The organism is Mesorhizobium sp. M2E.F.Ca.ET.219.01.1.1 (assembly GCF_004016445.2).
Taxonomy (GTDB): Bacteria; Pseudomonadota; Alphaproteobacteria; order Rhizobiales; family Rhizobiaceae; genus Mesorhizobium.
On the sequence record NZ_SADT02000004.1, the window covers coordinates 328,003 to 352,675 of the forward strand.

Sequence of the window (24,673 nt, forward strand, 5' to 3'; positions counted from 1 at the left end):
TTTGCATCCGCAAGCGCTTACAGCGCGCTCTTGGCCTCTTCGATCTTTTCCGCCAGAACCTGCTGGCCGAGCGCTCCGAAGATCACCTCGTTGCCCACCACATAGGACGGCGTGCCGGTGATCGACAGTTTCGTCGCAAGGTCATAGGTGCGCGAGAGCGTTTCGGCGATGCGGGGATCCTTCATCTTTTCGCGCAGGGTCGACTCATCGGCACCGAGCGAAAGCGCCACCTTGATGGCGCTGGATTCGGTGGCGCGGCCCTGGCCGCCGAGCAGCGCGGTGTGGAACTCGCCGTATTTCTCTGGGTGCATCAAGTGGAACGCCATGGAGACGACGCTGGCCTTCTGCGAATCCGGGCTCAGTATCGGGAACTCCTTGAGCACGAAGCGCAGATCCGGGTCGGACTTGGTCAGAGCCTGCATGTCCTCGATGGCGCGTTTGCAGAAACCGCAATTGTAATCGTAGAACTCGACGATCGTGACCTTGCCCTTCGGGTTGCCGACGACACCGTCGAAGGTCGAGTTGAAGATCTCGTCCTTGGAATTCTTGATGACGCCGAGTGCCGCGAGGCGCTGCTCTTCCTTCTGCTTGGCCTCGAGCGCGTCCTGCACCTCGAGCAGAACTTCCGGATTCTTCAAGAGATAATCGCGGATGATGCCCTCGACTTCCTTTCGGTCGATCTTGGTATCGGCGGCCGCCTTGGTATCGGTGGAGGACGTCACCTGAGCCACCTGCACGGTGTCGGCCTTCGCGGCCTGCGGATTTCCCGCCACGAAACCGAAGGCCAGCATGCCGAGCGCCACCGCCAGACCGCCGGCACTGCCAAGCAGGATTGCCTTGTTCATGATCGTCGTCCCTTTGCCTGTTCCGGTCCGCCTTCGTCGTCGCCGACGTCCGGGAGGTTCATTTGAGTTTATTAGACGGTGTGTAGTTTATAATATCCTGAGCGCGCACCCAGCGGGGTTCGCCGCGCTTCAATTTCTGTTGAGCGCGCATGGCGAAGATCTTCGCATTCTTGTAGTCGCCCGCATAGTAATGGCCCTCTGCGGTGGCGAGATCGGCGGCCGGAATGTCGCCCTGTTCTCCATAGGCTTGCGCCAGGAAGCGATAGGCGTCGGCATTCTCCTTGTCCCGCCCGACGCCGTTGTTGAGCTGGACCACGGCCTTTTTCAGCGAATCGGGCGTGCCCACCGCCATCAGCGCCTGGCCGAGCGAGACCAGCAGCAGTCCGGAGCGCGCGGGATCGAGGCTCACCGCCTTGGCATAGGCGTCCGCCGCGTCCTTCGGCTTGTTGGCCTTCATCAGGATATCGCCGCGCAGCTCCTGGAAATAGGGGTTCTTCGGCTCCTCCTTGATCAGCGCTGCCGTCTTGGTCAGCGCGGCGCCTGGATTGCCGTAAAGATAGGTCTGCTGCGCGTCGCCATAGCGCGAGGCGAGGCTGGTCGGATTCTTGCGCATCAGCCGTGCCACGGCCGCCTGACCCTGCATATAGGCGGCGATCTTGATGCGCATCATGTCGTGCCGCTGCTGCAGCGCCGGAGGGTCGACAACGTTGACGAAGGGGCTCTGCTTGACCAGCACTTCGAGGTTGGCGATGCGCTCCTGCGGCATCGGATGGCTGATCCGGTAGGGGTCGACCTGGGTGCCGGCGAGCGACAGCGCGCTCTGAAAGCGGCCGAAGGTCTTCAGCATGCCCATGCCGGACTGGCCGGTGGCGTTGAGATAGGTGATCGCCGAACGGTCGGCGGTGATCTCTTCGGTGCGCTGATAGGCGAGGATCGAGCGCTGCGCCATCTCGCCGCCGCCGGCGGCGACGCCCATGCCGGCGCCCGCCAGGCCCTTGCTGCTGGTGGTGGCGCCGGCAACTATGGCGCCGGCGCCGAGCAGCGTGGCGATGATCGCCATGGTCTTGGCACGGTCGAGCTGATCACGCAATTTCTGCTGATGTCCGCCCGCGATATGGCCTGCCTCGTGCGCGATGACGCCGATGATCTCGTTCGGCGTTTCGGCGGTCACCAGCGCGCCGGTATTGATGAACAGGCGCCGCCCGGTGACGAAGGCGTTGAAACTCGGATCATTGACCAGAACGATGTCGATGCCGTCATTGGCAAGCCCGGCGGCCTTGAAGATCGGCCGGGCGTAATCGCGCACCAGCGCCTCGATCTCGGCGTCGCGCACCACCGGCACGCCTTGCGCGAAGGCGCTGACCGAGCCCGACACGGCAACGGCGGCGGCAAGCATAAGCGTCGCGAAGCCGCGCGCGGTTCGGCTGAGGGAGGTCGATCTGCCAATCGATGGTCGGAGTCGGCTCAACATAGGTCCACTGGTAGACGAGCGGGCGAAAGATGAAAAGTCGGCGCCGGCAACTTCCTGCGCGCTTGTGATCCCCACATCAATCGGGCATTTGTGCGGCGCTGCCCCTTTAACCAGGGCAGTTCAAGGCAAGTCTGCGCTGCTTGCGTGCGGAATTCACCGAAACAGGGCAGTTGGAAGAGGTCAAATGGTCGTTTCGCTTTCGCGCCGGGGGGAAGTCGAGCCCTTCCACGCCATGGACATCCTGGCCGAAGCCAACCGGCTGAAGGCCACCGGCGTGCCCGTGGTGTCGATGGCCGTCGGCCAGCCATCGGATCCCGCGCCGGCCGGCGTCCGCGAGGCGGCGGCCGCGGCGCTCAGGCACGGTCGCATCGGCTACACCGATGCCTTGGGCCTGGCCGATCTGCGCAAGGCGATCGCCGAGCACTATGGCGAGCATTACGGGATCGACGTCGCGCCGTCGCGCATTGCCGTCACGACCGGCTCGTCGGCCGCATTCAACCTCGCTTTCCTGGCGATGTTCGATCCGGGCGACCGGGTCGCCATCGCCGCGCCCGGCTATCCTGCCTACCGCAACATCATGGCGGCGCTCGGCATCGAGATCGTCGAGGTCGAGCTCGGCGCGGACGCTTACCTGCATGCCGATCACCTGAAGAGCGCGCATCGCGAGAAGCCGCTGAAGGGCGTGCTGTTTGCCAGCCCCGCCAACCCGACGGGTGCGGTGATCCCGGCGGACGAACTTGCGGCCCTGGTCAAGACGGCCGAGGAACTCGGCATCGCCGTCATCTCCGACGAAATCTACCACCGGCTGGCTTATGCGGCGCCCGATGTCACCGCGCTGGCGCATGGCGCCGGCGTGACCGTCATCAATTCCTTCTCGAAATACTATTGCATGACCGGCTGGCGCATCGGCTGGATGGTGCTGCCCGAGGAACTGGTGCGGCCGGTCGAGCGCATCGCCCAAAGCCTCTATATCTCGCCGCCGGAATTGTCGCAGATTGCCGCGATCGAGGCCTTCAAGGCGATGGAGGAGCTGGAAAAGGTGAAGGCGCGCTATGCCTGGAATCGCGACCTTCTGATGAAACGCCTGCCGGAGCTCGGTTTCGCGCTGGCCGCGCCCATGGACGGCGCCTTCTACGCCTTCTGCGATGTCACCCGCCACACCAATGACAGCATGGCCTTCGCCCGCAAGATGCTGGCCGAGGCGCATGTCGCGGCGACGCCAGGCCGCGATTTCGACCCGTTGCAGGGGCATCGCACCATGCGCTTTTCCTACGCCGGCAGCCATGAAGACATGGTCAAGGCGCTGACCCGCATCGAACGCTGGCTGAAATAGAAGCCATGCCGGAACTCGAGCAAGCATTGGCGGAAGTCGCCGCCGAAATGGCTGAGCGCAGCGATCGCGGCAGGGTGGCGACCTACATCCCGCAGCTCGGCAAGGTCGATCCGAAGAGATTCGGCATCGCCGCCGTGACCAATGATGGCCGCGTCATCCTTGCCGGCGATGCCGATCAGCCCTTTTCAATCCAGAGCGTTTCGAAGGTCTTCACCCTCACCCTGGCGCTGGGCAAGATCGGCGATGCACTCTGGCAGCGCGTCGGTCGCGAGCCGTCCGGCAATCCGTTCAACTCGATCGTCCAGCTCGAGCATGAGAACGGCATTCCGCGCAATCCGTTCATCAATGCCGGCGCCATCGTCGTCTCCGACGTCCTGCTCGCCGGCCATCAGCCGCGCGAGGCGATCGGCGAGATCCTGCGCTTCATTCAGTTCCTCGCCGATGACGAGACGATCATCATCGACCGCGAAGTGGCGGCATCCGAGCGGGCCACCGGCTACCGCAACTTCGCTCTGGCCAACTATATGAAATCCTTCGGCAATCTCCATCATGAGCCAGAGCTGGCGCTGGGTGTCTATTTCCACCATTGCGCCATCGCCATGAGTTGCCGTCAGCTCGCCATGGCGGGGCGCTTTCTGGCTAATGGCGGCAGGAACCCGGCGACCGGGCACTCGGTCGTGTCGGCCGAGCGGGCGCGCCGCATCGGCGCGTTGATGCTGACCTGCGGCCATTATGACGGTTCCGGCGATTTCGCCTTTCACGTCGGCATTCCCGGCAAAAGCGGCGTCGGCGGCGGTATTTTAGGCATCGTGCCCGGGGTGGCTTCGCTGGCGGTGTGGTCGCCCGGTCTCAACGAGAATGGCAACTCCAAGCTTGGCTCAATCGCGCTCGAGAAGCTCGCACGCATGATGAACTGGTCGATCTTCGCGCCATAGGCAAGTCGATATTCAGGTGAGGCCGGCCTGCAAATGGCGGGTCCCTGCGCTTCCGGTGCTCACGTACTTTAAGTACGCTCCGCTCCGGTTCCCGGAACCCCACCATTTTCGACTCGGCCTGACCTGAATCTCGATTTGCCTTGCGCTGCGGCAAACAAGAAAAATCCCGCGCCAGGGGCGCGGGATTTTTGCAAAGAAATCAGTCCAACAATCTGAAAAGCTTAGAAAAAGCCCTTGCGCTGCCACCAGCCGGCGCGCTTTGGCTTGTCCTCGGCCTTGGCCTCGTCGGACACATTCGAGGATACAACGGGAACAACCGGCGCGTCGATCGACTGCGGCTTGCGCCGCGTCGGATGGGCATTGGCGGCAGGCTCCGCCTCGGTCGCCGCGGGAGCGGCAGGTGCCGGCTCAGGAGCGGCAGGTGCCGGCTCCGGCTCAACCGCCACGGGCGCGACCTGAGCTTCCGCCACAGGTTCGGACACCGTCTCTGCCACGGCTTCCTCGGCGGCTTTCTTTGCGCGCGAACGGCGGGGCTTCTTCGGCTTTTCAACCGCCTCGGCATCGTCATTGGCCGCCGTGGGAGCGGCAGGCTGCTCGGGCGCGGCTGCGACCGCCGGCTCGCCGGCTGCGTCCTCGTCTTCCGCTGCTTCGTCCTCGACGTCGCCGACGACGGCCTCTGAAGCCTCGTCGTCACGGCGGTTGCGCTTGCCGCCGCGCTTGCCGCGCCGGCGCTTCTTGCCGGAAGCATCCTCGGCTGCGGCCACCACGGTCTCGCCACCGGCGGTCGCCTCCTGGGCTGCTTCTTCCGGTGCATCCGCGGCATCGTCGCTGGTTTCGCCAGGTTCCGCCGGCGCAGCCGTGACATCCCCATTATGCTCGCGGTCGCGGTCCCTGCCGCCGCGCCGCCGCCGCCGCTTGCGACGCTTGCGATCACGGCCTTCGCCGTCCTCGGACCGCTGTTGGTGCTGGCCCTGCTGCTGCGGGTGGCGCGGCTGCTCGGCCTGCACCGCGACCTCTTCTTCTTCCTCGATGACGATCTCGTCCTCGGGCTCTTCCGGCTCGACATAGGCCGGCAGGCTGCGCACCTCGACGAAGCCTTCCGGCTTCTCGGCGATGGCGCCGCGGAAGATCGCGTAATGCTGGGTGCCGAGTGTCTCGTCAGCCTCGATCGTGATCGTCAGGCCGAACCGGGCTTCGAGCTCAACCAGGTTGGCGCGTTTGTGGTTCAGCACATAAAGCGCCGTCGCGGCCGGCGTGCGCACGATGATGTGGCTGCGCGAATCCTTGAGCAGGAATTCCTCGATCGCCCGCACCACCATCAGCGCCACGGAAGAATCGGAGCGCACATGGCCGGTGCCGCCGCAATGCGGGCAGGGCTTCATGGTCGATTCCAGCACGCTGGCGCGGATGCGCTGGCGCGACATTTCCATCAGGCCGAAATGCGAGATGCGGCCGACCTGGATACGGGCGCGGTCGTTCTTGAGGTGATCCTTCAGCCGCTTCTCGACGGAGCGGTTGTTGCGGTTCTCCTCCATGTCGATGAAGTCGATGACGATGAGACCGGCAAGGTCGCGGAGTCTCAACTGGCGCGCGACTTCCTCGGCCGCTTCCAGGTTGGTGTGGAGCGCGGTCTCCTCGATCGAATGCTCCTTGGTGGAGCGGCCGGAGTTGACGTCGATCGAGACCAGCGCCTCGGTCTGGTTGATGATGATGTAGCCGCCGCTCTTCAGTGTCACCTGCGGCTGCAGCATGCGGTCGAGCTGCGCCTCAATACCGTTGCGCACGAAGATCGGCGTGGTGTCGCGGTAGGGCTGAACCACCTTGGCATGGCTGGGCATCAGCATGCGCATGAAGTCCTTGGCCTCGCGGTAGCCGTCCTCGCCGGAGACCAGGATCTCGTCGATATCCTTGTTGTATAGGTCGCGCACCGAGCGCTTGATCAGGCTGCCTTCCTCATAGACCAGGGCAGGGGCGGATGACTGCAGCGTCAGGTTGCGGACATTTTCCCAAAGCCGCATCAGATATTCGTAGTCGCGCTTGATCTCGGCCTTGGTGCGGCTTTCGCCGGCGGTGCGCAGGATGACGCCCATGCCCTGCGGCACTTCGAGGTCGGCCACGACCTCCTTCAGGCGCTTGCGGTCCTGGGCGTTGGTGATCTTGCGCGAGATGCCGCCGCCGCGCGCGGTATTCGGCATCAGCACCGAATAGCGGCCGGCAAGCGAAAGATAGGTGGTGAGCGCCGCGCCCTTGTTGCCGCGCTCTTCCTTGACAACCTGCACCAGAAGGATCTGGCGGCGCTTGATGACTTCCTGGATCTTGTACTGGCGGCGCACCGGCTTACGGCGGTTGCGGATTTCCTCGAGCGCGTCCTCGGCGCCGACCGATTCGACCTCGTGCTCGTCCGAATGCGAGGCCGAGACATCCTCCAGCATGCCGCGATCATTGTCGCTGGCGGCCGCTTCGCCGACCTGTTCGGGGCTAGCCTGCTCGGGCTGATCCGCCTGCGGGACTGCTTCAGAAATGACGTCGGCCTCGACGCTCGCGGCAATCGACGTCGGACCACCTTCGGAGGACTTGCCATCCTCCTCGCCTGTGGCGTCGTCGGCTTCGGCGTTGGATTGCTCAGCCGTTTCCGAGACCACTTCGACTTCAACGGCTTCATCGGAGGTTTCGGGGTTCTCGCCTGAAGCGTCGGCGGTCTCGCCGGCATCCCCGCTCGCGGCAGCCTCGGCCGTGGTTTCTTCGGCAACTGCGGGCTCAGCCGGGCTTTCCTCGTTTTCCGACGATGCGTGTCTGTGGTCGCTGCGGTCGCGGTTCTTGCCGCCGCGCCTGCGGTTGCGCCGGCCGCCGCGATCGCGCGCCTGCTGCTCTTCGCCGTTCTCCGCTTCCTCGTCGTCGTCGTCCTCGGCCTCCTGCGCTTCGGCGCGAAGCAGAGCCTGACGGTCCGCTACCGGGATCTGATAATAGTCGGGATGGATTTCACTGAAGGCGAGGAAACCGTGACGGTTGCCGCCATACTCGACAAAGGCTGCCTGAAGGGAAGGTTCGACGCGGGTTACGCGGGCGAGGTAGATGTTTCCTTTGAGCTGCTTCTTGTCCTGGGATTCAAAGTCGAATTCTTCGATGCGGTTACCGCGAACGACGACAACGCGTGTTTCCTCCGGGTGGGAGGCGTCTATCAGCATCTTGTTGGGCATTATCTTGTTTCCTGCCGGCAGCCGACGGCCGCAGCTGGCGTGGCAATGCCCGCCGCTGTGCGCCTGTATCTGTGTGCATGCCGGATAATTGAATGTCCGCTAGCCGCCGCTTGAGCGCAATGGCGGTGCGGCCCGCAGCCACTATGGCGCGGTTTGATGCGGACCTTTCCATGATTGCGCTTGAAGCCATCGGCACCCAGCAGACCTTTTGAACCAAAGCCCGGGCTGAGCCGGACCAGCTTGTTTGCTCACGAAGAGCCGGCACGGGGCAAACCCGGCCGTTTTCCTCACGCAAGCGATTCCCCCGCCACGGGAGCACGCCTGCGAAAATCGTCGCGACCACCTGAGCCTGGAAGGATAACGGAGCCGCCTTTGCATCCGACCTTTGGCAGGAAACTGCTGAGGCGAGCGGTTCCAGGATTGCAGTGATCCAACGTCGCTTTTATGATTTGGCGGGATGGAAGGCAACCCCGATTTCGGATGCCGGCAAAAAGCGCTTCCGTTAGGGAAGGTGCCCTTCGTCTCGCCTCTGAAAGGCTTGGTTAACCTTCTCTGAATACCAATCGTTAATCGAATTGGCGGCCTGACTGGCACTCTGCGAGAAGACCGGGCGCAATGCGTCAAACCGGGAGCGACGGACAAGAGATGGGACTTGCGGGCAGCGCGGACAAGAGAGGCGGGGCCGCGGCGCATTTCACGCGCATGGCCTGCGCCGCCTTGCTGCTGCTTTGTTTTGCGGCCGCCGCGCGCGCCGACGCCCTGCTTGGCGCGACCGGCTACAAGATGGCCGGCGACGCCACCAAGATGCGCATCGTCGTGAATTTCGACCGCGAGCCGGACGTCAAATGGTTTTTGTTGCGGGGCCCCAATCGCCTGGTCGTCGATCTGCCGCGAACGCGATTCGCGCTTGAGGCCAAGGATGTGAAGCCGCGTGGCCTTGTGCGGGCCGTCCGCTACGGCGATCAGGGGCACGGCTCGCGCCTGATCCTGACCGGCAAGGGTCCTTTCGCCGTCGACAAGCTCGACGTGCTCAAGAATGACGACGGCACCGGCTACCGCATCGCCATCGATATGTCGGCCGCTTCCGAACGCGAGTTCGACGAGGCCCTCGCCAACCAGTCGCTGACCACCGGTTCGACGGTCTCCACCGAAAAAGGCGAGCGGGTCGGCACCGGGCCGGTCTCGGCGCCCGGCCATCGCTTCACGGTGGTGATCGACCCCGGCCATGGCGGCGTCGATGGCGGCGCCGAGAGCTCCGCCGGCACGGTCGAGAAGGACGTCACGCTCGCTTTTGCCAAGGAATTGCGCGACAAGCTGGCCGCGGTCGGCAAATACGATGTCTTCATGACACGCGACGACGACGTGTATCTGGCGCTTGACGAGCGTGTGCGCATCGCGCGCCAGCACGAGGCGGACCTCTTGATCTCGATCCATGCCGATACGATTGCCGTCAAAGGTCTTCGCGGCGCCACCGTCTACACGCTGTCGGACAAGGCGTCCGATCCCGAGGCCCAGGCGCTCGCCGATCGCGAGAACCTGTCCGATCAGTTCGCGGGAATGAAGATCGAGGACGACAACAAGGAAGTCACCGACATCCTCATCGACCTGATCCGGCGGGAAACGCATGGCTTCTCGATGAGCTTCGCCCATACGCTGGTCGGCCAATTGTCGACCAGTGTCGGCCTCATCAACAATCCGCAACGCTCGGCCGGCTTCAAGGTGCTCAAGGCTCCGGACGTGCCGTCTGTTCTGGTCGAGCTTGGCTACCTGTCCAACAGCAAGGACGAGGCGCAGCTGCTCAACGCCGACTGGCGCGGCAAGGCGGCGCAAAGCATAACCAACGCGGTCGCCCTGTTTGCCGCGGCCAAGGCTGGAACGGCGACGGGCGGTTGACCGGCCGCGCCTGCTCACAACCACCGGGCGTCTACAACCACAAGCAGCCGTTGCATGACGACAACACCCGGCGTTATTATTGAATAACCGAGTCCTCAAATTTCGCGCTGCCGTATTTTGTCCACATGGTGGCGACATGGGTTTTTTGATTGCGGATTGGGACCGCCCCGGGAAGCTTGCGCGACTGTCGGCTTCGTTTAGGAAATTCCCGAACCTCGGACTGGAGCGGGTATGATTCGTCTCATCGGCTATTTCTTTGGCATCGGCACGACGCTGGCGTTGCTGGTGGCGGCCGGCCTTGCCATCTATATCAGCCATGTCGCGAAGGACCTGCCCGACTACGAGGTTCTGGCCAAATACGAACCGCCGGTGACGACGCGCATTCATGCCTCCGACGGCTCGCTGATGGCGGAATATGCGCGTGAGCGGCGCCTTTATCTGCCGATCCAGGCCATCCCGGACCGCGTCAAGGCCGCCTTCATGTCGGCCGAGGACAAGAATTTCTACAACCACCCCGGCATCGACGTCACCGGCCTCGGCCGCGCCATCATCGTCAACCTGCAGAACCTCGGCTCGGGCCGGCGCCAGGTCGGCGCCTCGACCATCACCCAGCAGGTGGCGAAGAACTTCCTGCTCACCTCGGATCAGACCTACGAGCGCAAGATCAAGGAGATGATCCTGGCCTTCCGCATCGAGCAGGCCTATTCCAAGGACCGCATCCTTGAACTCTATCTCAATGAAATCTTCTTCGGCTTCGGCGCTTATGGCGTCGCGGGCGCGGCGCTCACCTATTTCGACAAGTCGGTCAACGAGCTGACGGTCGCGGAAGCCGCCTATCTCGCCTCGCTGCCCAAGGGCCCGAACAATTATCATCCCTTCAAGCACGCGGACCGCGCGATCGAGCGCCGCAACTGGGTCATCGACCAGATGGTCGAGAATGGCTACGTCACCCGCGAGGAGGGCGCCAAGGCCAAGGCTGAGCCGCTCGGCGTGACGCCGCGCCGCAATGGCTCCTATCTGTTTGCCGGCGAGTATTTCACCGAGGAAGTCCGCCGCCAGATCATCGCCCGCTACGGCGAGAACGCACTCTATGAGGGCGGCCTGTCGGTGCGCACCACGCTCGATCCGAACATCCAGCTTATCGCCCGCAAGTCGCTGCAGAACGGCCTGCTCAAATACGACATGCTGCGCGGCTACCGCGGTCCGGTCACGCATGTCGACATTTCCGGCGACTGGGGCGTGCCGCTCGGCAACGTGAAGGGCCTCGAGGACGTGCCTGAATGGACGCTTGCCGTGGTGCTCGACAGTTCGGCGGACGGGCTGACCATCGGCATCCAGCCGACGCGGCAGGTCTCCGGCGAGCTCGTCAAGGACCGCGTCCAGGGCACCGTCAGCAAGGACGACATGGGCTTCGCCATGCGCCACTTCGTCAACGGCAAGTCCGTCAGGGCGAAGTCTCCGGCCGAGGTTCTTGAGCCCGGCGACGTCGTCTTCGTGCAGAAGAACGATGGCTCCGACAACACCTATATGCTGCGCCAGGTGCCCGAGGTCGAAGGCGGTCTCGTCGCCATGGATCCGCATACCGGCCGCGTGCTCGCCATGGTCGGCGGATTCTCCTATGCGCAGTCCGAGTTCAACCGCGCGACCCAGGCGATGCGGCAGCCCGGCTCCTCGTTCAAGCCGATTGTCTATTCGGCCGCGCTCGACAACGGCTATACGCCGGCCTCCGTGATCATGGACGGCCCGATCACCATCCAGAGCGGCAACACCACCTGGACGCCGAAGAACTATGACGGCACGGTCGCTGGCCCCGCCACCTTGCGCTCCGGCATCGAGAAGTCGCGCAACCTGATGACGGTGCGGCTTGCCAACGACATGGGCATGAAGCTGGTCGTGGAATATGCCGAGCGCTTCGGCGTCTACGACCACCTGGCGCCCTATCTGCCGATGGCGCTGGGCTCCGGCGAGACGACCGTCATGCGCATGGTCTCGGCCTATTCGATCATGGCCAATGGCGGCAAATCGATCAAACCCTCGCTCATCGACCGCATCCAGGACCGGTACGGCAAGACGGTGTTCAAGCAGGATGAGCGCGGCTGCGAGGGCTGCAACGCCACCGAATGGAAGAACCAGCCCGAGCCGGAGCTGGTCGACAATTCCGAGCAGGTGCTCGATCCGATGACCGCCTACCAGATCACCTCGATGATGGAAGGCGTGGTCCAGCGCGGCACCGGCGCCACCATCGGCGAGCTCGGCCGCCACATCGCCGGCAAGACCGGCACCACCAATGACGAGAAGGACGCCTGGTTCATCGGCTTCACGCCAAACCTCGTCGTCGGTCTCTACATGGGCTACGACACGCCGCGCGGCCTCGGCAAGGGTGCCACGGGCGGCGGTCTCGCCGCGCCGATTTTCAAGGACTTCATGCGCGTGGCGCTCGACGGCAAGCCGAACACCGACTTCCAGGTTCCGGACGGCATGAAACTCATCGCCATCAACCGCAAGACCGGCATGCGCGCCGCCGAGGGCGACCCCAACACCATCGTCGAGGCGTTCAAGCCCGGTACCGGCCCGGCCGACAGCTATTGGGTGATCGGCATGGGCGCGGATGGCTCCAATGGTTCGGGTGGCGCGCTGTCGCCACAAGCCAACCAGGCCATCCAGGACGGCGGCGGCGGGCTCTACTGACGTCTCGATAGCTCTCGAATGGGCTGGCGTCTTATTCCTTGACCGTGACCTTTTCCGAAAACCGGATTCCACTTTTCGGGGTCACGGTTGAGCCGGCCCATTTCGCTTTACAGGCGGCGATGCCGTGCCTATGTATCGCGCCTAATCCGAAAAGACCGAAAAGAACAGGACCGAACGAAAAGCCATGCGCGCGGAAACGCAAAACATTGTCGACGAGATCAGGCAGGCGATAACCCTGCTGAGGAGGCATCTTTGACTGGGATCAGGCTGTAAAGCGGCTTGAGTACCTGAATTCGCGCGCCGAGGATTCTAGCCTCTGGAATGATCCGATCGAAGCGCAGAAGCTGATGCGGGAGCGCCAGGAGCTGGAGGACGGCATCGCCGCCGTCAAGGGAATGACACAGGCGCTGGACGACAATATCGGCCTGATCGAGCTCGGCGAGGAAGAGGGCGACGACGGCATCATCGCGGAAGCCGAGGCTGCGCTGCGCTCGATGCAAGGCGAGGCCAAGGCCCGGCAGGTCGAGACGCTGCTCTCCGGCGAAGCCGACGCCAACGACACCTATCTCGAAATCCATGCCGGCGCGGGCGGTACCGAAAGCCAGGACTGGGCCTCGATGCTGCTGCGCATGTACACGCGCTGGGCCGAGCGCCGCCGCTTCAAGGTCGAGGTGCTGGAAGTTCACGACGGCGAAGAGGCGGGCATCAAATCCGCAACCGTGCTGATCAAGGGTCACAACGCCTATGGCTGGCTGAAGACCGAGTCCGGCGTCCACCGCCTGGTGCGCATTTCGCCTTACGACAGCAATGCGCGGCGTCACACCTCCTTCTCTAGTGTCTGGGTCTATCCTGTCGTCGACGACAAAATAGAGATCGATGTCTCGGAATCTGACGTGCGCATCGATACCTATCGCTCCTCCGGTTCCGGCGGCCAGCACGTCAACACCACCGACTCGGCGGTCCGCATCACCCATCTCGCGACCGGCATCGCGGTTGCCTGCCAGGCCGAGCGCTCGCAGCACAAGAACCGCGCCAAGGCATGGGAAATGCTGCGCTCGCGCCTCTACGAGGAAGAGCTGAAGAAGCGCGAGGCGGTCGCCAACGCCACGGAGGCGTCGAAGAGCGACATCGGCTGGGGCCACCAGATCCGCTCCTACGTGCTGCAGCCCTATCAACTCGTGAAGGATCTGCGCACTGGGGTCGAAAGCACCTCGCCGTCGAGCGTGCTCGACGGCGACCTAGACGAGTTCATGGAAGCCTCGCTCTCGCATCGCATCGAGGGCGGCGCGGGCGAAGCGGTGGCGGACCTCGAGTAGGGTTCCCGGCGCTGCACGACGGAGGATGCCGGTGACGCGCAAACTTACCGGGAAGTGTTTCTGCGGCGCCGTCCGCTATGAAGTGGCGGACGAATTCGTCTATGCCGCGAACTGCCACTGCTCCAACTGCCGGCGCACGACGGGGTCGGCGTTCAAGCCCTTCGCCGGCATCGAGCGCGGCAAGTTCCGTCTCACCGCGGGCGATGACAGGCTGCTGATTTTCGGCGACGAAAGCGGCCATGACGCGCATTGCGGCCGATGCGGCTCGCTGCTCTATTCGCTGGTCCGCGACGGTGCCTATGTCCATGTCGCCATGGGAACCTTGGTCGACGATCCGAGCATACGGCCGACCGCGCACATCTTTGTCGGCTCCAAGGCGAAGTGGTTCACAATCGCCGACGACCTGCCGCAGTATGATGGGCATGTTCCCGGCTGAACGTCCGGAACCAGCTTGAGCCGTTTCCCGTTGTCGGGCACCGGCACCGTGCGGCTAACTGGTCGTTAGCCAGGCCGGCACACGGTTCTGGATGGCAGAGGCTGGTGCAAAACGCCGCATCGCCGGTTGCTTGCGTCAGTCGAGGAATCAGCCCAGTTTTCGCACTGGGGTTAAAAGCATTTATGGCCGGCTGCGGCTTATCTGCGACCGACGATCCGGCCACTGGGAAGATACGTTCCGGGAACGGGCAAGCGAAAACGCTTGATGCTCGAAAGGAACGCTTCGATGTCTGCTGCCATATCAAGATCGGCCCAAGCCGTTCGACCGGCTGGCCGACTTTTGTTCTCCCTGCTCGCAGTTGGGGCCATCTCGGTGCTGGCGCCGCCGGCCATCGCGCACGACGCCCAGCCGACGGCGGCCACGCCGCAAGGCTGGAAATACCCCTTTGCCTGCTGTGCCAACTTCGATTGCAAGGAAGTGCCGCAGTCATCGATCAGCGAGCGGCCCGAAGGCTATGTCATAAAAGGCACGGGCGAGGTGGTGGCCTACAGCGACAAGCGGGTCAAGAATTCGCCCGACGGCGAATATCACTGGTGCGCGCATCAGGCCGGGCTCGACGCCGGCAAGACCATCTGCCTGTTCGTGCCGCCGCCCTCTTACTAGCCTTCGAGCGCGCCAGCATCTCTGCCGAAGCTGCTGACAGACAGTTGTCAGGACTGCTTCTTTATGTTGCCTTGCCGCCGAGCAATTCCAGGAAAGTGCGTAGCGGCTTTCCGTTCGGAATTGCGTGCAATATGGGCGCGGCGGACAATGGAGAGGTGAGTTCATGACCATCAAAGGCAGTTGCCACTGCAAGGCGACAACCTTCGAGGTTGCCGAGGCGCCGCAGACGGGGACGCAATGCACATGCTCGTTCTGCTCGAAGCGCGGGTCGCTATGGGCCTACTATGTGCCGTCGCAATTCAAGCTCACAAGCCCGCCTCAGAACGTCTCCTTCTATCGCTGGGGCTCGAAGACCGTGAAGCATGGTTTCTGCGCCATTTGCGGTTGCGGCACCTTCACCGAGACGCCTGACTGGTCGACCGGAAAGCCGGATTTCGACAACCCGAAGATCAGCGTCAATTCGCGCCTGTTCGACGATTTCGACCTGGACAAGGTCGAGGTGGTGGTCATCGACGGCAAGAATCTGTGGTAGAGGCGAAGCGGGAACGGCCAGCGACTTTTGCGGCTGCATTCCCGTTCCGTTTTTCGCCGCATTTCATGCTACAAGGCTGCGGAAGGGCTGATTTGGCGTGGCCGCAAGGGCCGCGAGTTGGAGAGGGACCAATCTCATGAAGAAGACTGTGCTCGTCGTCGTGGCGACGGCTTTGCTGGTGAGCGCCTGCACCACCACCGATCCGTATACCGGCGACCAGAAGATCTCCAACACGGCGGCCGGCGCCGGCCTTGGCGCGCTGGCAGGCGCCAGCCTTGGTCTGCTGGCCGGCGGCAATGACCGCCGCAACGCCTTGATCGGCGCCGGCATCGGCGCGCTGGCCGGCGGCGCGATCGGCGCGACGATGGACCAGAACGAGGCCGAGCTTCGCCGTCAGTTGCAGGGCACCGGCGTCAGCGTCACCCGCAGCGGCGACCAGATCATCCTCAACATGCCGTCCGACATCACCTTCAACGTCGACCAGGACGCGGTGAAGCCGGGCTTCTATCCGGTGCTGAACTCCGTTGCGCTGGTGCTGAAGAAGTTCCGCCAGACGACGGTGGATGTCTTCGGCCACACCGATTCGACCGGCGGCGACCAGCACAATTTCGACCTGTCGCAGCGCCGCGCGCTTGCCGTCGCCAACTACCTGGCCGGCCAGGGCGTCGATCAGCGCCGCTTCGCCGTCACCGGCTTCGGCAAGACGCGCCCGATCGCATCCAATGCGACGGCCGCCGGCCGCGAGCAGAACCGGCGTGTCGAAATACAGCTGTCGCCGCTCACCTGAGAAAACTTGCCAGCAGCGAATTGCCACCAAGCAGAACGGCCCCGAGCGGGGCCGTTTTTTGTTGGCTCGGTCCGAAGATGGGCGAAGGTCTTAGGACATTAGCTTATTCTAATTGATACTTTCCAAATCCAGGGAAAGGACTACCATTCGGCTGTTCCAGAGGGGATGGGGCGGTTAAACCGGCCGCGCAATCGCATCTGCCGCCCCGGTCTTGCACGGCCAGATCAAGGGAATCTGGGAGGAATGCATGACAAGAACAGCTCGCATCGGACGCTGCGGCGCCCTCGTTTTGACTGGCCTTTTGGGCGCGTGGCTCGGAGCCGCCACGGCTCGGGCAGAGGATGCCAATAAGGCCGATATCGAAGCCCTGAAGAAATCCCTGGCCAAGTATGAAGATTACACGGCCGCCATCCGCGACCTCTATCTGTCGACCGAAGGCTGCGTCTACTACAACGGGGAAAAGATAGACGGCGCGATGTACTATCCTAAGGGCGCCATGGGCGTCCATTTCGTCAACGTCCCGAGCATCGGCAAGCCGCTCGATCCGATGAAGCCCAACGTCCTGATCTACGAGCCGACCAGGAAAGGTCTTAAACTGGTCGGCGTGGAATGGCTGGTGCCTTTGACGCCGGATGTGAAGGAGGTTCCGAAGCTGTTCGGCCAGAAATTCATGGGGCCGATGGAAGGACACTACCCGCTCATCCCGAGGGAGTTCGTTCATTACGACCTGCATGCCTGGCTGTTCAGGGACAATCCAAACGGCATGTTCACTCCGACCAACCCGAAGGTGACGTGCAACAAGGCCGAATTCCCGATGCTGGAGAAGCCGACCAAGATGATGCCTGGGCCGATGTAGGGCAGGGCGGGCAAAGCAGCGCAAAAAAGAAACGGCCCGGAGAACCGGGCCGTTTTCATGTCTGCTTCTAAAGATGGAAGCTCAGACCTTGGCGACGATCCGCATGAAGGCCGGCACATCGTCGCCGAAACCGACCGTGGCGTCGTCTTCCTCGCGATGGCGGCTGGGGCGGTCGCGCTGCGGACGAGCGTCGCCGCGCTGCTCGTGACGGTTGCCCGAACCCTTGCGCTCGTTCTCGGAACGGATCGCGTCCTTGCGGGCGCGGCGTTCGGCGATATCGGCCACTTCGGCAATGGTCTGTTCCTCGCGGGCGAGATCGGGCGCTTCGTCGCGCTTGGCGTGGCGGTCCTTCTTGCGCTCGCCGCGGTCCTTGCGGTCCTCGTCCTTGCGGCCGGCCCGGCGGGGGGCGCCGCGGCCACGGCGCGGCTCTTCCCCGCCTTCGCTTTCCGTCACGGTCGACAGGTCGCCGTCATGCCATTCGATCTTGGTGCCGATCAGCCTCTCGATGGCATCGACATATTTGGTGTCGGCGCGCGTGGCGATGGTGAAGGACTTGCCTGCACGTCCGGCGCGGCCGGTGCGGCCGATGCGGTGGACATAGTCCTCGGCATGGATCGGCACGTCGTAGTTGAAGACGTGGCTGACATCGGGAATGTCGAGGCCGCGCGCGGCGACGTCCGAGGCAACGAGGTAGCGCAGCTTGCCGTCGCGGAAATTGGCGAGCATCTGCATGCGGGCGCGCTGGTCCATGTCGCCATGCAGGGCGCCGGCGTCGAAATCATGCTTCAACAGCGAGCGGAACAACTCCGACACCTCGACCTTGCGATTGCAGAAGATGATGGCGTTCTTCAGGTCGGCGTCTTCGGCCTTGATCAGATTGCGCAGCGTCTCGCGCTTTTCCCAAGGCTTGTTGCCGGACTTCACCAGGCGCTGCGTGATGCTGGTCGCGGTGGACGCGGCCTTGGAAACCTCGACGCGCACCGGCGCGTGCAGGAATTTCTCGGTCAGCTTGGTGATCTCCGGCGGCATCGTCGCCGAGAAGAACAGCGTCTGGCGCGTGAACGGGATCATTTCGCAGATGCGCTCGATATCGGGAATGAAGCCCATGTCGAGCATGCGGTCGGCCTCGTCGATGACGAGGATCTCGACGCCGTTGAGCAGAAGCTTGCCGCGCTCGCGGTGATCGAGCAGGCGGCCCGGTGTCGCGATCAGCACATCGGCGCCACGTTCGAGCTTCTTGTCCTGCTCGTCGAAGGAGACACCGCCGATCAGAAGCGCGATGTTGAGCTTGTGGTTCTTGCCGTATTTGATGAAGTTTTCCTCGACCTGCGCGGCGAGCTCACGGGTCGGCTCGAGGATCAGCGTGCGCGGCATGCGCGCGCGGGCGCGCCCCTTTTCCAAGCGCGTCAGCATCGGCAGCACGAAGGAAGCGGTCTTGCCGGTGCCGGTCTGGGCGATGCCCAGCACATCCTTGCCGAGCAGCGCATGCGGGATGGCGCCAGCCTGGATCGGAGTCGGCTTGGTGTAGCCGGCATCTGAGACTGCGGAGAGGACTTTCGGCGACAGGCCGAGGTCCGAAAAGGTCAACGCTTCTTGAGCGGTCGTGGTGTCTGAGGACAAGTGTTTGATGTCTTTGGCTGGTTCGGGAAAATCGCAACATGTGTTGCGGCAGGCGCCGCGCGCTTGCAAGATCGCGGTTGCAGTTAGGCGCAAGTCCGCGATTTGTCAACAGAAACAGCCGGGAATCCCGGTGATTGTGAAGACGTAACCTTAATCGCGATGCTTAAAGCGCGTCGCGTCGAAACGGAATCAGGCTACGCGCTTTGAATCTTAGCTTGATGCATGTCGTGTTCCCAAAACCGCTGCGCACTTTGGGCGACATGCATTGATCGAAACAATATCGCCGCGCCGGCTCAGTAGCGGAACTGCTCGGCAAGGATGCGTTCGTTCCAGGAATGGTTGGGATCGAACAGCAAAGTTGCCGTCGCCGTCGGCGATTCCCGCACGGTGACGGAGGCCACCGCCTTGACCTCGGTATGGTCCGCGGCGGCATTCACCGGGCGCTTTTCGGCCTCCAGTATGTCGAAACGCACGGTCGCCTTGTTGGACAGCAGCGCCCCGCGCCAGCGACGCGGCCGAAAAGGGCTGACCGGCGTCAATGCCAGGAGCGGTGCATCGAGCGGCAGGATCGGCCCGTGCGCCGACAGATTATAGGCCGTGGAGCCGGCAGGGGTGGCGATCATGACGCCGTCGCAATTCAGCTCCTCCAGCCGCACCTGGCCATCGATGGTGATGCGGATCTTCGCCGTCTGGTAGGACTGGCGCCACAGCGCCACCTCGTTGATGGCCGGCGCCGCAACGGATTCGCCGTCATGTGTCACGGCGACCATTTCCAGCGGCCGGATCGTCTCGGCAACGGCGTTGGCGATGCGTTCATCGAGACCGCCGGCGCGATATTCGTTCATCAGGAAGCCGATGGTGCCGCGGTTCATGCCGTAGACCTTCTTGCCTGTGCTCATCGTCTCGCGCAGCGTCTGCAGTAGAAAACCGTCGCCGCCGAGCGCGATGATGATCTCCGCTTCAGCGACAGGCACCTGCCCATAACGCGCCGACAGGCTTTCCCGCGCGGCGAGGGCGTCGTCGGTGTCGGAAGAGACGAAGGCGAAACGGCTGGCGGCTTTGCTCATGGCTCCCGGAGGGCGACCGTCTGCGGGGCCGCGCCGGCGACGGCGTAGCATGCGTCGCCCATATCTGTGAAGGGTGCAGCGCTCGCCGGCGGGTGACACCCCGGCAGTCGCGCTTCGTGACAGAAGCGACATGAATGTGATGGCCACAATGGTTAAGAGGAAGCTTAAACACTCGTAAAGCCAGATCGATCATGTTAGCCGACAGTGGATGGGTTGGCGGGGGCTGGCCAGTCGAGAGACCTGTCTATTGCCGGTAACGCGTCTGATCATAGTCTTCCTGATGATGGGAAGCTTCGCGCTGATGTTCGCCGAACTCGTGCGTCATTCGGAAGAGATGAGCCAGCGGCCGCAGCCGGCAGTTTCCCGTTGCGGTGACGCCACGGGAACGCCTTGCCCGCAACGGGCGCTGTAGGCTCCGCTTCGCCTTATCGCTCAGCCGCCCTGCAAGTGGCAGCCCGCTTTGCGTTTGCCAGCGACATACTCGTCGATGAGTTGCCGGTATCGCACCTTGCCGAAGCTTGGGAAATGGCCGCCATGGACGATCGACACGTCGAGATCGCGCATGGCGAGCAGCGTTCCGACATAATCCTCAATGTCTGAGTGGTAGACGTCGTCGATCAGCGGCCCGTCATAGACGATGTCGCCCGAAAGCAGGATGCCAGTCTTCTTTTCATAGAGCGCGATGCCGCCAGGCGAATGTCCAGGCGTGTGGATGACCTCGAAGGCGCGGTCGCCGAGATCGACGACGTCGCCATGTCCGAGCAGCCGGCCGGCCGGCGCCGGCGGGATGCGATAGCGCGCCGTGTCCCAGCCCTGTGGCGAGCGATCGAACATCTTCTCATTGGCGTAACGGTCCGCGACCGTCCATTCGTTGCGTGGATCGGCGAGGATCGCCGCCTCGGCCGAGTGCACGCAGCGGTCCGGAAACTCGTGATGGCAGCCGATATGGTCGAAATGCGTGTGGCTGGCGACGCAGGTGAGCTTGCGCTCGCTGACAAGCGGCACGTGGCTCCTCAGGCTGAAATGGCCGAGGCCAGTGTCGAACAATAGGTCGCGGTCGCGGCCGCGCACATGCCAGATGTTGCAGCGGAAGAACGGCTTTATCCACGGCTCATGGATGAGCGTGACGTCGTCGCCCATGCGGATGGTTTCGTACCAGTCCGGAGCCTCGATGACCGGAAGCATGCTCATGGATCAGTCCGCCAGCAGGATGATGTCTTGAGCGTTGCATGAAACCGGGATCGTGTCGCCTGCCTGGACGGTGGCGGAAGCGGGCGCCTTGGCGATGAACTGCAGTACCGGATCCAGCATCGACGTGGCCAGCACGCGCTTGAAGCTGCCCTGGAAGACGACATCGCCGACCTTGCCGGCGCCGAGCGCGACATCGCCTTTCGCGTCGCCGAGAACCAGGTGCTCGGGCCGGATGGCGAGCGCTACCGGGGCGCCGGCAGGTGAGGCGCCCTGCAGCGAAAGCGAGCCCACTGCCGTCGAGACCATGACGATCCCGTCCCTCGCTTCGGTCACGGTGCCGGCAAGAATGGTGCTTTCGCCCATGAAGGTGGCGGAGAAGCGTGTCTTCGGCCGCGCATAGACGCGCTCGGGCGGGCCCTCATCCTCGATGCGGCCGTCATTCATCACCACGCAGTGGTCTGCCAGCGCCATCGCTTCTTCCTGGTCGTGGGTGACATGGACAAAGGCGGTGCCGACGCGCTTCTGGATCGCCTTCAGCTCATCCTGCATCTGCCGCCGCAGCTTGAGATCGAGCGCGCCGAGCGGCTCGTCGAGCAAAAGCACCGCCGGTTCGATGACCAGCGCACGGGCCAGCGCCACGCGCTGGCGCTGGCCGCCGGAGAGCTGATGCGGTTTCTTGTCGAAGGCGGCCGCCAAGCCGACAAGGGCAAGCGCATCGCGCGCCTTCGCCGCCCGCGTCGCGCCGTCGATCCCCCGCATGCGCAGGCCGAAACCGACATTGCCGCCGACGCTCATATGCGGGAACAGCGCATAATCCTGGAACACGGTGGTCGTCGGGCGCTTGGCCGGCGGCACGGCGGTGCAGTCCTGGCCACGAATGAAGACCTTGCCTTCGCTCGGCGTGACGAAGCCGCCAAGGATCGACAGCAGCGTCGTCTTGCCTGAGCCTGACGGCCCGAGCAGGATCGTGTAGCTGCCGGGGTCGATCGCCAGCGAGACGTCTTTCAGCACCGGCAGCTGGCCGAATCGGTGCGAGACGTTGCGGATGTCGACCAAAGGCGCGCTCATGCCGGCTTTCTCCGCAACAGCGTCAGTTCGAAAAACACTACCAGGACAATGGAGACGGCAAAGACCAGCGAGCCGACGGCATTGGTCTTGGGGTTGAGGCCGGAGCGCAAGAGGTTCCAGATTTCCACGGGCAGCGTCGTCTCGAAGCGGGTGAGCAGGAAGGAGATGACGAACTCGTCCCAGGAGAACGTCATCGACAGGAAGAAGCCGGCGAAGATCGCCGGCGCCATCACCGGCACGGTGATCAGGAGCAGCACCTTCCATTCGGCGGCGCCGAGGTCGCGCCCGGCGCGCTCGATGTTGATCTGGTGGTCGCCCATCTGGCTGTAGATGATGGCGAAGCAGAGCGGCAGGTTGATCACCACATGGCCGATGCCGGCCGCAAGCAGCGATTTCGGCACCCCGGCCCAGTTGAACAGCACCAAAAGCCCCATGCCGATGATCAGATAGCTGACGGTGAGCGGCAGCGTGATCAGCCCGCGCAGCAAGGCCGAGCCCGGCAGGACGAAGCGCGCGAAACCCCAGGCTGACAGAAATCCAAGCGTGACCGAGGCAAGCGAGGAGAGGACCGCCACCATTAGCGAATTGACCAGCGCTGAGGTGAGCCTCGCGTCTGAAAGCACCGCCTGGTACCAGCGCAGCGACGGTCCGGTGAAAGGCGGGATCGGGAAGGAGGTCGCCTGCAGCGAGAACAGCACCAGCACGACCACCGGCAGGAAGATGAAACCGTAGACGGCGATGGCGTAGAGCCAGGCGGCGAGGCGGACGGCGGCGCGCATGGTCAGGCCCGCTCGATCTTCAGCCAGCGCGCGCAGGCGAGGTAGGCGATGGTGACGACCGCCATCAGGATGATCGACAGCGCGGAGGCCAGCGGGAAGTCGCCGCGCCGGCCGATCTGCAACATGACCAGCTGCGGCATGACCAGCTCGTTGTTGCCGCCAAGGATCTGCGGCGTGATGTAGTCGCCGATGCAGAGCACGAATGTGAGGAAGGCGCCGACCATGATGCCGGGCAGAGTCAGCGGCAGCACGACATGCAGGAAGGTGCGCACCGGCCCGGCGCCGAGATCGGCGGCTGCCTTGCGGTAGCTCGGGCTGAGCTGCTTGAGATTGGCGAAAATCGTCAGCGTCAAAAGCATGACGAAGAAGTGCACGAAGCCGGTGACGGTGGCGAAACGCGTGTTGGCGAGCTGCAGCGGCTCGCCGATCAGGCCGATGCCGGTCAGCGCCCGGTTGATGACGCCGTTCTGCGCCAGCACCAGCAGCCAGGAGTAGGAGCGCACGACATAGGACGTCCAGAACGGCAGCACGGCCAGCATCAGCGCCAGCCGCTGCCAGCGTTCCGGCACCATCTCGGCGAGGATCCAGGCAAAGGGATAGGCGAGCAGGATAGAGATCACGGTGACGATGGCGGTGACCTCCAGTGAGTTCACCATCGCCCGCCAATAGGACGGATCGGTGAAGAACTGGCTGTAATTGGCCAAGGTGAAACCGCCGCCTTCATGCCCCGTGAGGCTGGAAAACCCCATGGCGATGAAGGGCAGCACGAAGAACGCACACGTCCACGCCAGCGCCGGCGTGACCAGCGCCCAGGGCAGGGCACGCGGGTTGCTTCCAGAAACGCTCATCGGCCGATTTACTGCGCCTGCAGCATCTCGGTCCACATGTCCTGCATCTTCTTGTCGAGGTCGGCGTTCGGCGCCGGATAGGCCTGGGCGCGGGCTAGGAAGCCGGGCTGCTCGTCGAAGCGCAGGATCTTCTTCTGCTCGTCGGTGAGCGCCGCGGTCTTGTTCGCCGGCATGCCCCAGTAGCAGGACGAGGTGGCAAGGCGTGCCTGGCCCTCAGGGCTCATGATGTACTGGATGAATTTCAGCGCCATGTCCTTATTCTTGGAATCCTTGAACATGGCGAGCGACTGCGACCAGAGCACAGCACCTTCCTTCGGGATCGAGAAGTCGAGCGCCGGGTTCTCCTTCGCAAGGCCGGCCGTCACCCACTCGCCACCGCCGACCAGGATATCGACCTCGCCGGTGGCGAGAGCGGTCTGGCTGGCGGTGACCTCGCCGACCAGCTTGGCGTTGGCCTTCATCTTGAGGAGCTCGGCCTTCAGCGCCGGCAGGTCGGCCTCGGTGAGATCGGCGGTCTTCTTGCCGATCGCCAAAGCCGCCATGCCGATCACCGGCAGGTAGTAATCGTAGATCGCGACCTTGCCCTTGTATTTGTCGCTGGTCAGCGAGGCCAGCGACTGCATGTCGGCCGGGTCGACCTTGGTCTTGTTGAAGCCGATCGTGTTGTAGCCGAACTTTTCGGTGATGCCGTAGCGCTTGCCGTCGACGATGGTCGACTTGTCCATCTTCACTTCCGGGAAAAGATCGGCGAAGGGCAATTTATCCACGGGCAGCGGCTCGAACAGGCCCTTTTCGACGCCGCGCGGCACGTCGATGGAATCGATCACCATCACGTCCCAGTCGCCGGGCTGCGACTGGTCGACGATGGCCAGCCCCGCGCCGGTGCCCTCGAACTCCTTGACGTTGACCTTGACGTCGTTGGCCTTCTCGAATGGCTCGAGCAGCGCCGGATCGGAATGGTCGCACCAGATCAGCGCGTTGAGATCGGCGGCCTCAGCGCCGCCGGCCGCAAGAAGCAGCGCGGCGGCCGCGCAAGCGGCTGAAAGATGAGACTTCAGGGCGGAAAGCGGATTCCGAGCGGTCATCGAGTGTTCTCCCTGCCTTGCTGGCTTGTTGGAAGAAAAGTTGAACCAATTCTAAAATTGAGT

Annotated in this window: 20 protein-coding genes; 10 read left to right on the plus strand and 10 right to left on the minus strand. The window is 63.6% G+C overall.

All coding sequences use genetic code 11. The features are described from left to right. Positions 1–17: 17 nt before the first annotated feature. Both EN862_RS21620 and EN862_RS21625 read right to left on the minus strand, forming a co-directional pair. Complete coding sequence (locus tag EN862_RS21620; protein WP_127867908.1) at positions 18–845, minus strand: DsbA family protein; 828 nt, start codon at positions 843–845, stop codon at positions 18–20. 58 nt (positions 846–903) lie between these two features. Further along, on the minus strand, positions 904–2,316 hold the full coding sequence (locus tag EN862_RS21625) for a M48 family metalloprotease (RefSeq protein WP_127867909.1): 1,413 nt from the start codon (positions 2,314–2,316) through the stop codon (positions 904–906). 184 nt (positions 2,317–2,500) lie between these two features. Here EN862_RS21625 and EN862_RS21630 point away from each other — a divergent pair, with 184 nt between their 5' ends. Both EN862_RS21630 and EN862_RS21635 read left to right on the plus strand, forming a co-directional pair. Then, a complete protein-coding gene (locus EN862_RS21630) occupies positions 2,501–3,649 on the plus strand; it encodes an aminotransferase class I/II-fold pyridoxal phosphate-dependent enzyme (protein WP_127867910.1) in 1,149 nt (382 codons plus the stop codon). Positions 3,650–3,654: 5 nt separating this feature from the next. Further along, positions 3,655–4,584 carry a glutaminase gene (locus EN862_RS21635; protein ID WP_189401280.1) on the plus strand — a complete coding sequence of 310 codons (930 nt, stop codon included), beginning with the start codon at positions 3,655–3,657 and terminating at the stop codon, positions 4,582–4,584. A 221-nt stretch (positions 4,585–4,805) separates the two neighbouring features. Here the strand turns inward: EN862_RS21635 and EN862_RS21640 are convergent, their stop codons facing one another. Continuing rightward, positions 4,806–7,781 (minus strand): ribonuclease E/G, encoded by a 2,976-nt coding sequence (locus tag EN862_RS21640; protein ID WP_127867912.1) that lies wholly within the window; start codon positions 7,779–7,781, stop codon positions 4,806–4,808. 702 nt (positions 7,782–8,483) lie between these two features. Here EN862_RS21640 and EN862_RS21645 point away from each other — a divergent pair. The 8 genes from EN862_RS21645 (at position 8,484) to EN862_RS21680 (ending at position 16,952) form a co-directional block, all read left to right on the plus strand. Continuing rightward, a complete protein-coding gene (locus EN862_RS21645) occupies positions 8,484–9,674 on the plus strand; it encodes an N-acetylmuramoyl-L-alanine amidase (protein WP_245519675.1) in 1,191 nt (396 codons plus the stop codon). Between the two features lie 231 nt (positions 9,675–9,905). Beyond that, a complete protein-coding gene (locus EN862_RS21650) occupies positions 9,906–12,362 on the plus strand; it encodes a penicillin-binding protein 1A (protein WP_127867914.1) in 2,457 nt (818 codons plus the stop codon). Between the two features lie 184 nt (positions 12,363–12,546). Next, a protein-coding gene (gene prfB / locus EN862_RS21655; RefSeq protein WP_127867915.1) for a peptide chain release factor 2 occupies positions 12,547–13,678 on the plus strand; the annotation gives its coding sequence in 2 pieces (ribosomal slippage) (positions 12,547–12,612 and positions 12,614–13,678; 1,131 coding nt in all). Between the two features lie 31 nt (positions 13,679–13,709). Continuing rightward, on the plus strand, positions 13,710–14,114 hold the full coding sequence (locus EN862_RS21660) for a GFA family protein (RefSeq protein ID WP_127867916.1): 405 nt from the start codon (positions 13,710–13,712) through the stop codon (positions 14,112–14,114). A gap of 285 nt (positions 14,115–14,399) precedes the next feature. Further along, positions 14,400–14,777 carry a hypothetical protein gene (locus EN862_RS21665; protein ID WP_127867917.1) on the plus strand — a complete coding sequence of 126 codons (378 nt, stop codon included), beginning with the start codon at positions 14,400–14,402 and terminating at the stop codon, positions 14,775–14,777. Positions 14,778–14,940: 163 nt separating this feature from the next. Continuing rightward, entirely contained in the window at positions 14,941–15,309 is a 369-nt protein-coding gene (locus tag EN862_RS21670) for a GFA family protein (protein WP_127867918.1), read from the plus strand. A 136-nt stretch (positions 15,310–15,445) separates the two neighbouring features. Then, on the plus strand, positions 15,446–16,096 hold the full coding sequence (locus EN862_RS21675; RefSeq protein WP_127867919.1) for an OmpA family protein: 651 nt from the start codon (positions 15,446–15,448) through the stop codon (positions 16,094–16,096). Between the two features lie 247 nt (positions 16,097–16,343). Continuing rightward, positions 16,344–16,952, plus strand: a complete 609-nt coding sequence (locus tag EN862_RS21680) for a hypothetical protein (RefSeq protein ID WP_127867920.1) — start codon at positions 16,344–16,346, stop codon at positions 16,950–16,952. An 81-nt stretch (positions 16,953–17,033) separates the two neighbouring features. On the opposite strand, the gene EN862_RS21685 is transcribed toward EN862_RS21680, so the two are convergent. From EN862_RS21685 to EN862_RS21720, 7 genes are all read right to left on the minus strand, one after another. After that, entirely contained in the window at positions 17,034–18,572 is a 1,539-nt protein-coding gene (locus EN862_RS21685) for a DEAD/DEAH box helicase (RefSeq protein ID WP_189401287.1), read from the minus strand. Between the two features lie 293 nt (positions 18,573–18,865). Further along, complete coding sequence (locus tag EN862_RS21690; RefSeq protein WP_127867922.1) at positions 18,866–19,639, minus strand: NAD kinase; 774 nt, start codon at positions 19,637–19,639, stop codon at positions 18,866–18,868. A 432-nt stretch (positions 19,640–20,071) separates the two neighbouring features. Continuing rightward, positions 20,072–20,830 (minus strand): MBL fold metallo-hydrolase, encoded by a 759-nt coding sequence (locus EN862_RS21700; RefSeq protein ID WP_127867924.1) that lies wholly within the window; start codon positions 20,828–20,830, stop codon positions 20,072–20,074. A 3-nt stretch (positions 20,831–20,833) separates the two neighbouring features. Then, positions 20,834–21,898, minus strand: a complete 1,065-nt coding sequence (locus tag EN862_RS21705) for an ABC transporter ATP-binding protein (RefSeq protein ID WP_127867925.1) — start codon at positions 21,896–21,898, stop codon at positions 20,834–20,836. Beyond that, complete coding sequence (locus EN862_RS21710; RefSeq protein ID WP_127867926.1) at positions 21,895–22,677, minus strand: ABC transporter permease; 783 nt, start codon at positions 22,675–22,677, stop codon at positions 21,895–21,897. Before EN862_RS21710 ends, EN862_RS21705 begins: the two co-directional genes overlap by 4 nt. Positions 22,678–22,679: 2 nt before the next feature. Continuing rightward, the gene (locus tag EN862_RS21715; protein WP_127867927.1) at positions 22,680–23,525 is read right to left on the minus strand and encodes an ABC transporter permease; all 846 of its coding nucleotides are present in this window, start codon (positions 23,523–23,525) and stop codon (positions 22,680–22,682) included. Between the two features lie 8 nt (positions 23,526–23,533). Further along, positions 23,534–24,610: a spermidine/putrescine ABC transporter substrate-binding protein gene (locus EN862_RS21720; protein ID WP_127867928.1), complete on the minus strand. Its 1,077-nt coding sequence runs from the start codon at positions 24,608–24,610 to the stop codon at positions 23,534–23,536. Between the last annotated feature and the right edge of the window lie 63 nt (positions 24,611–24,673).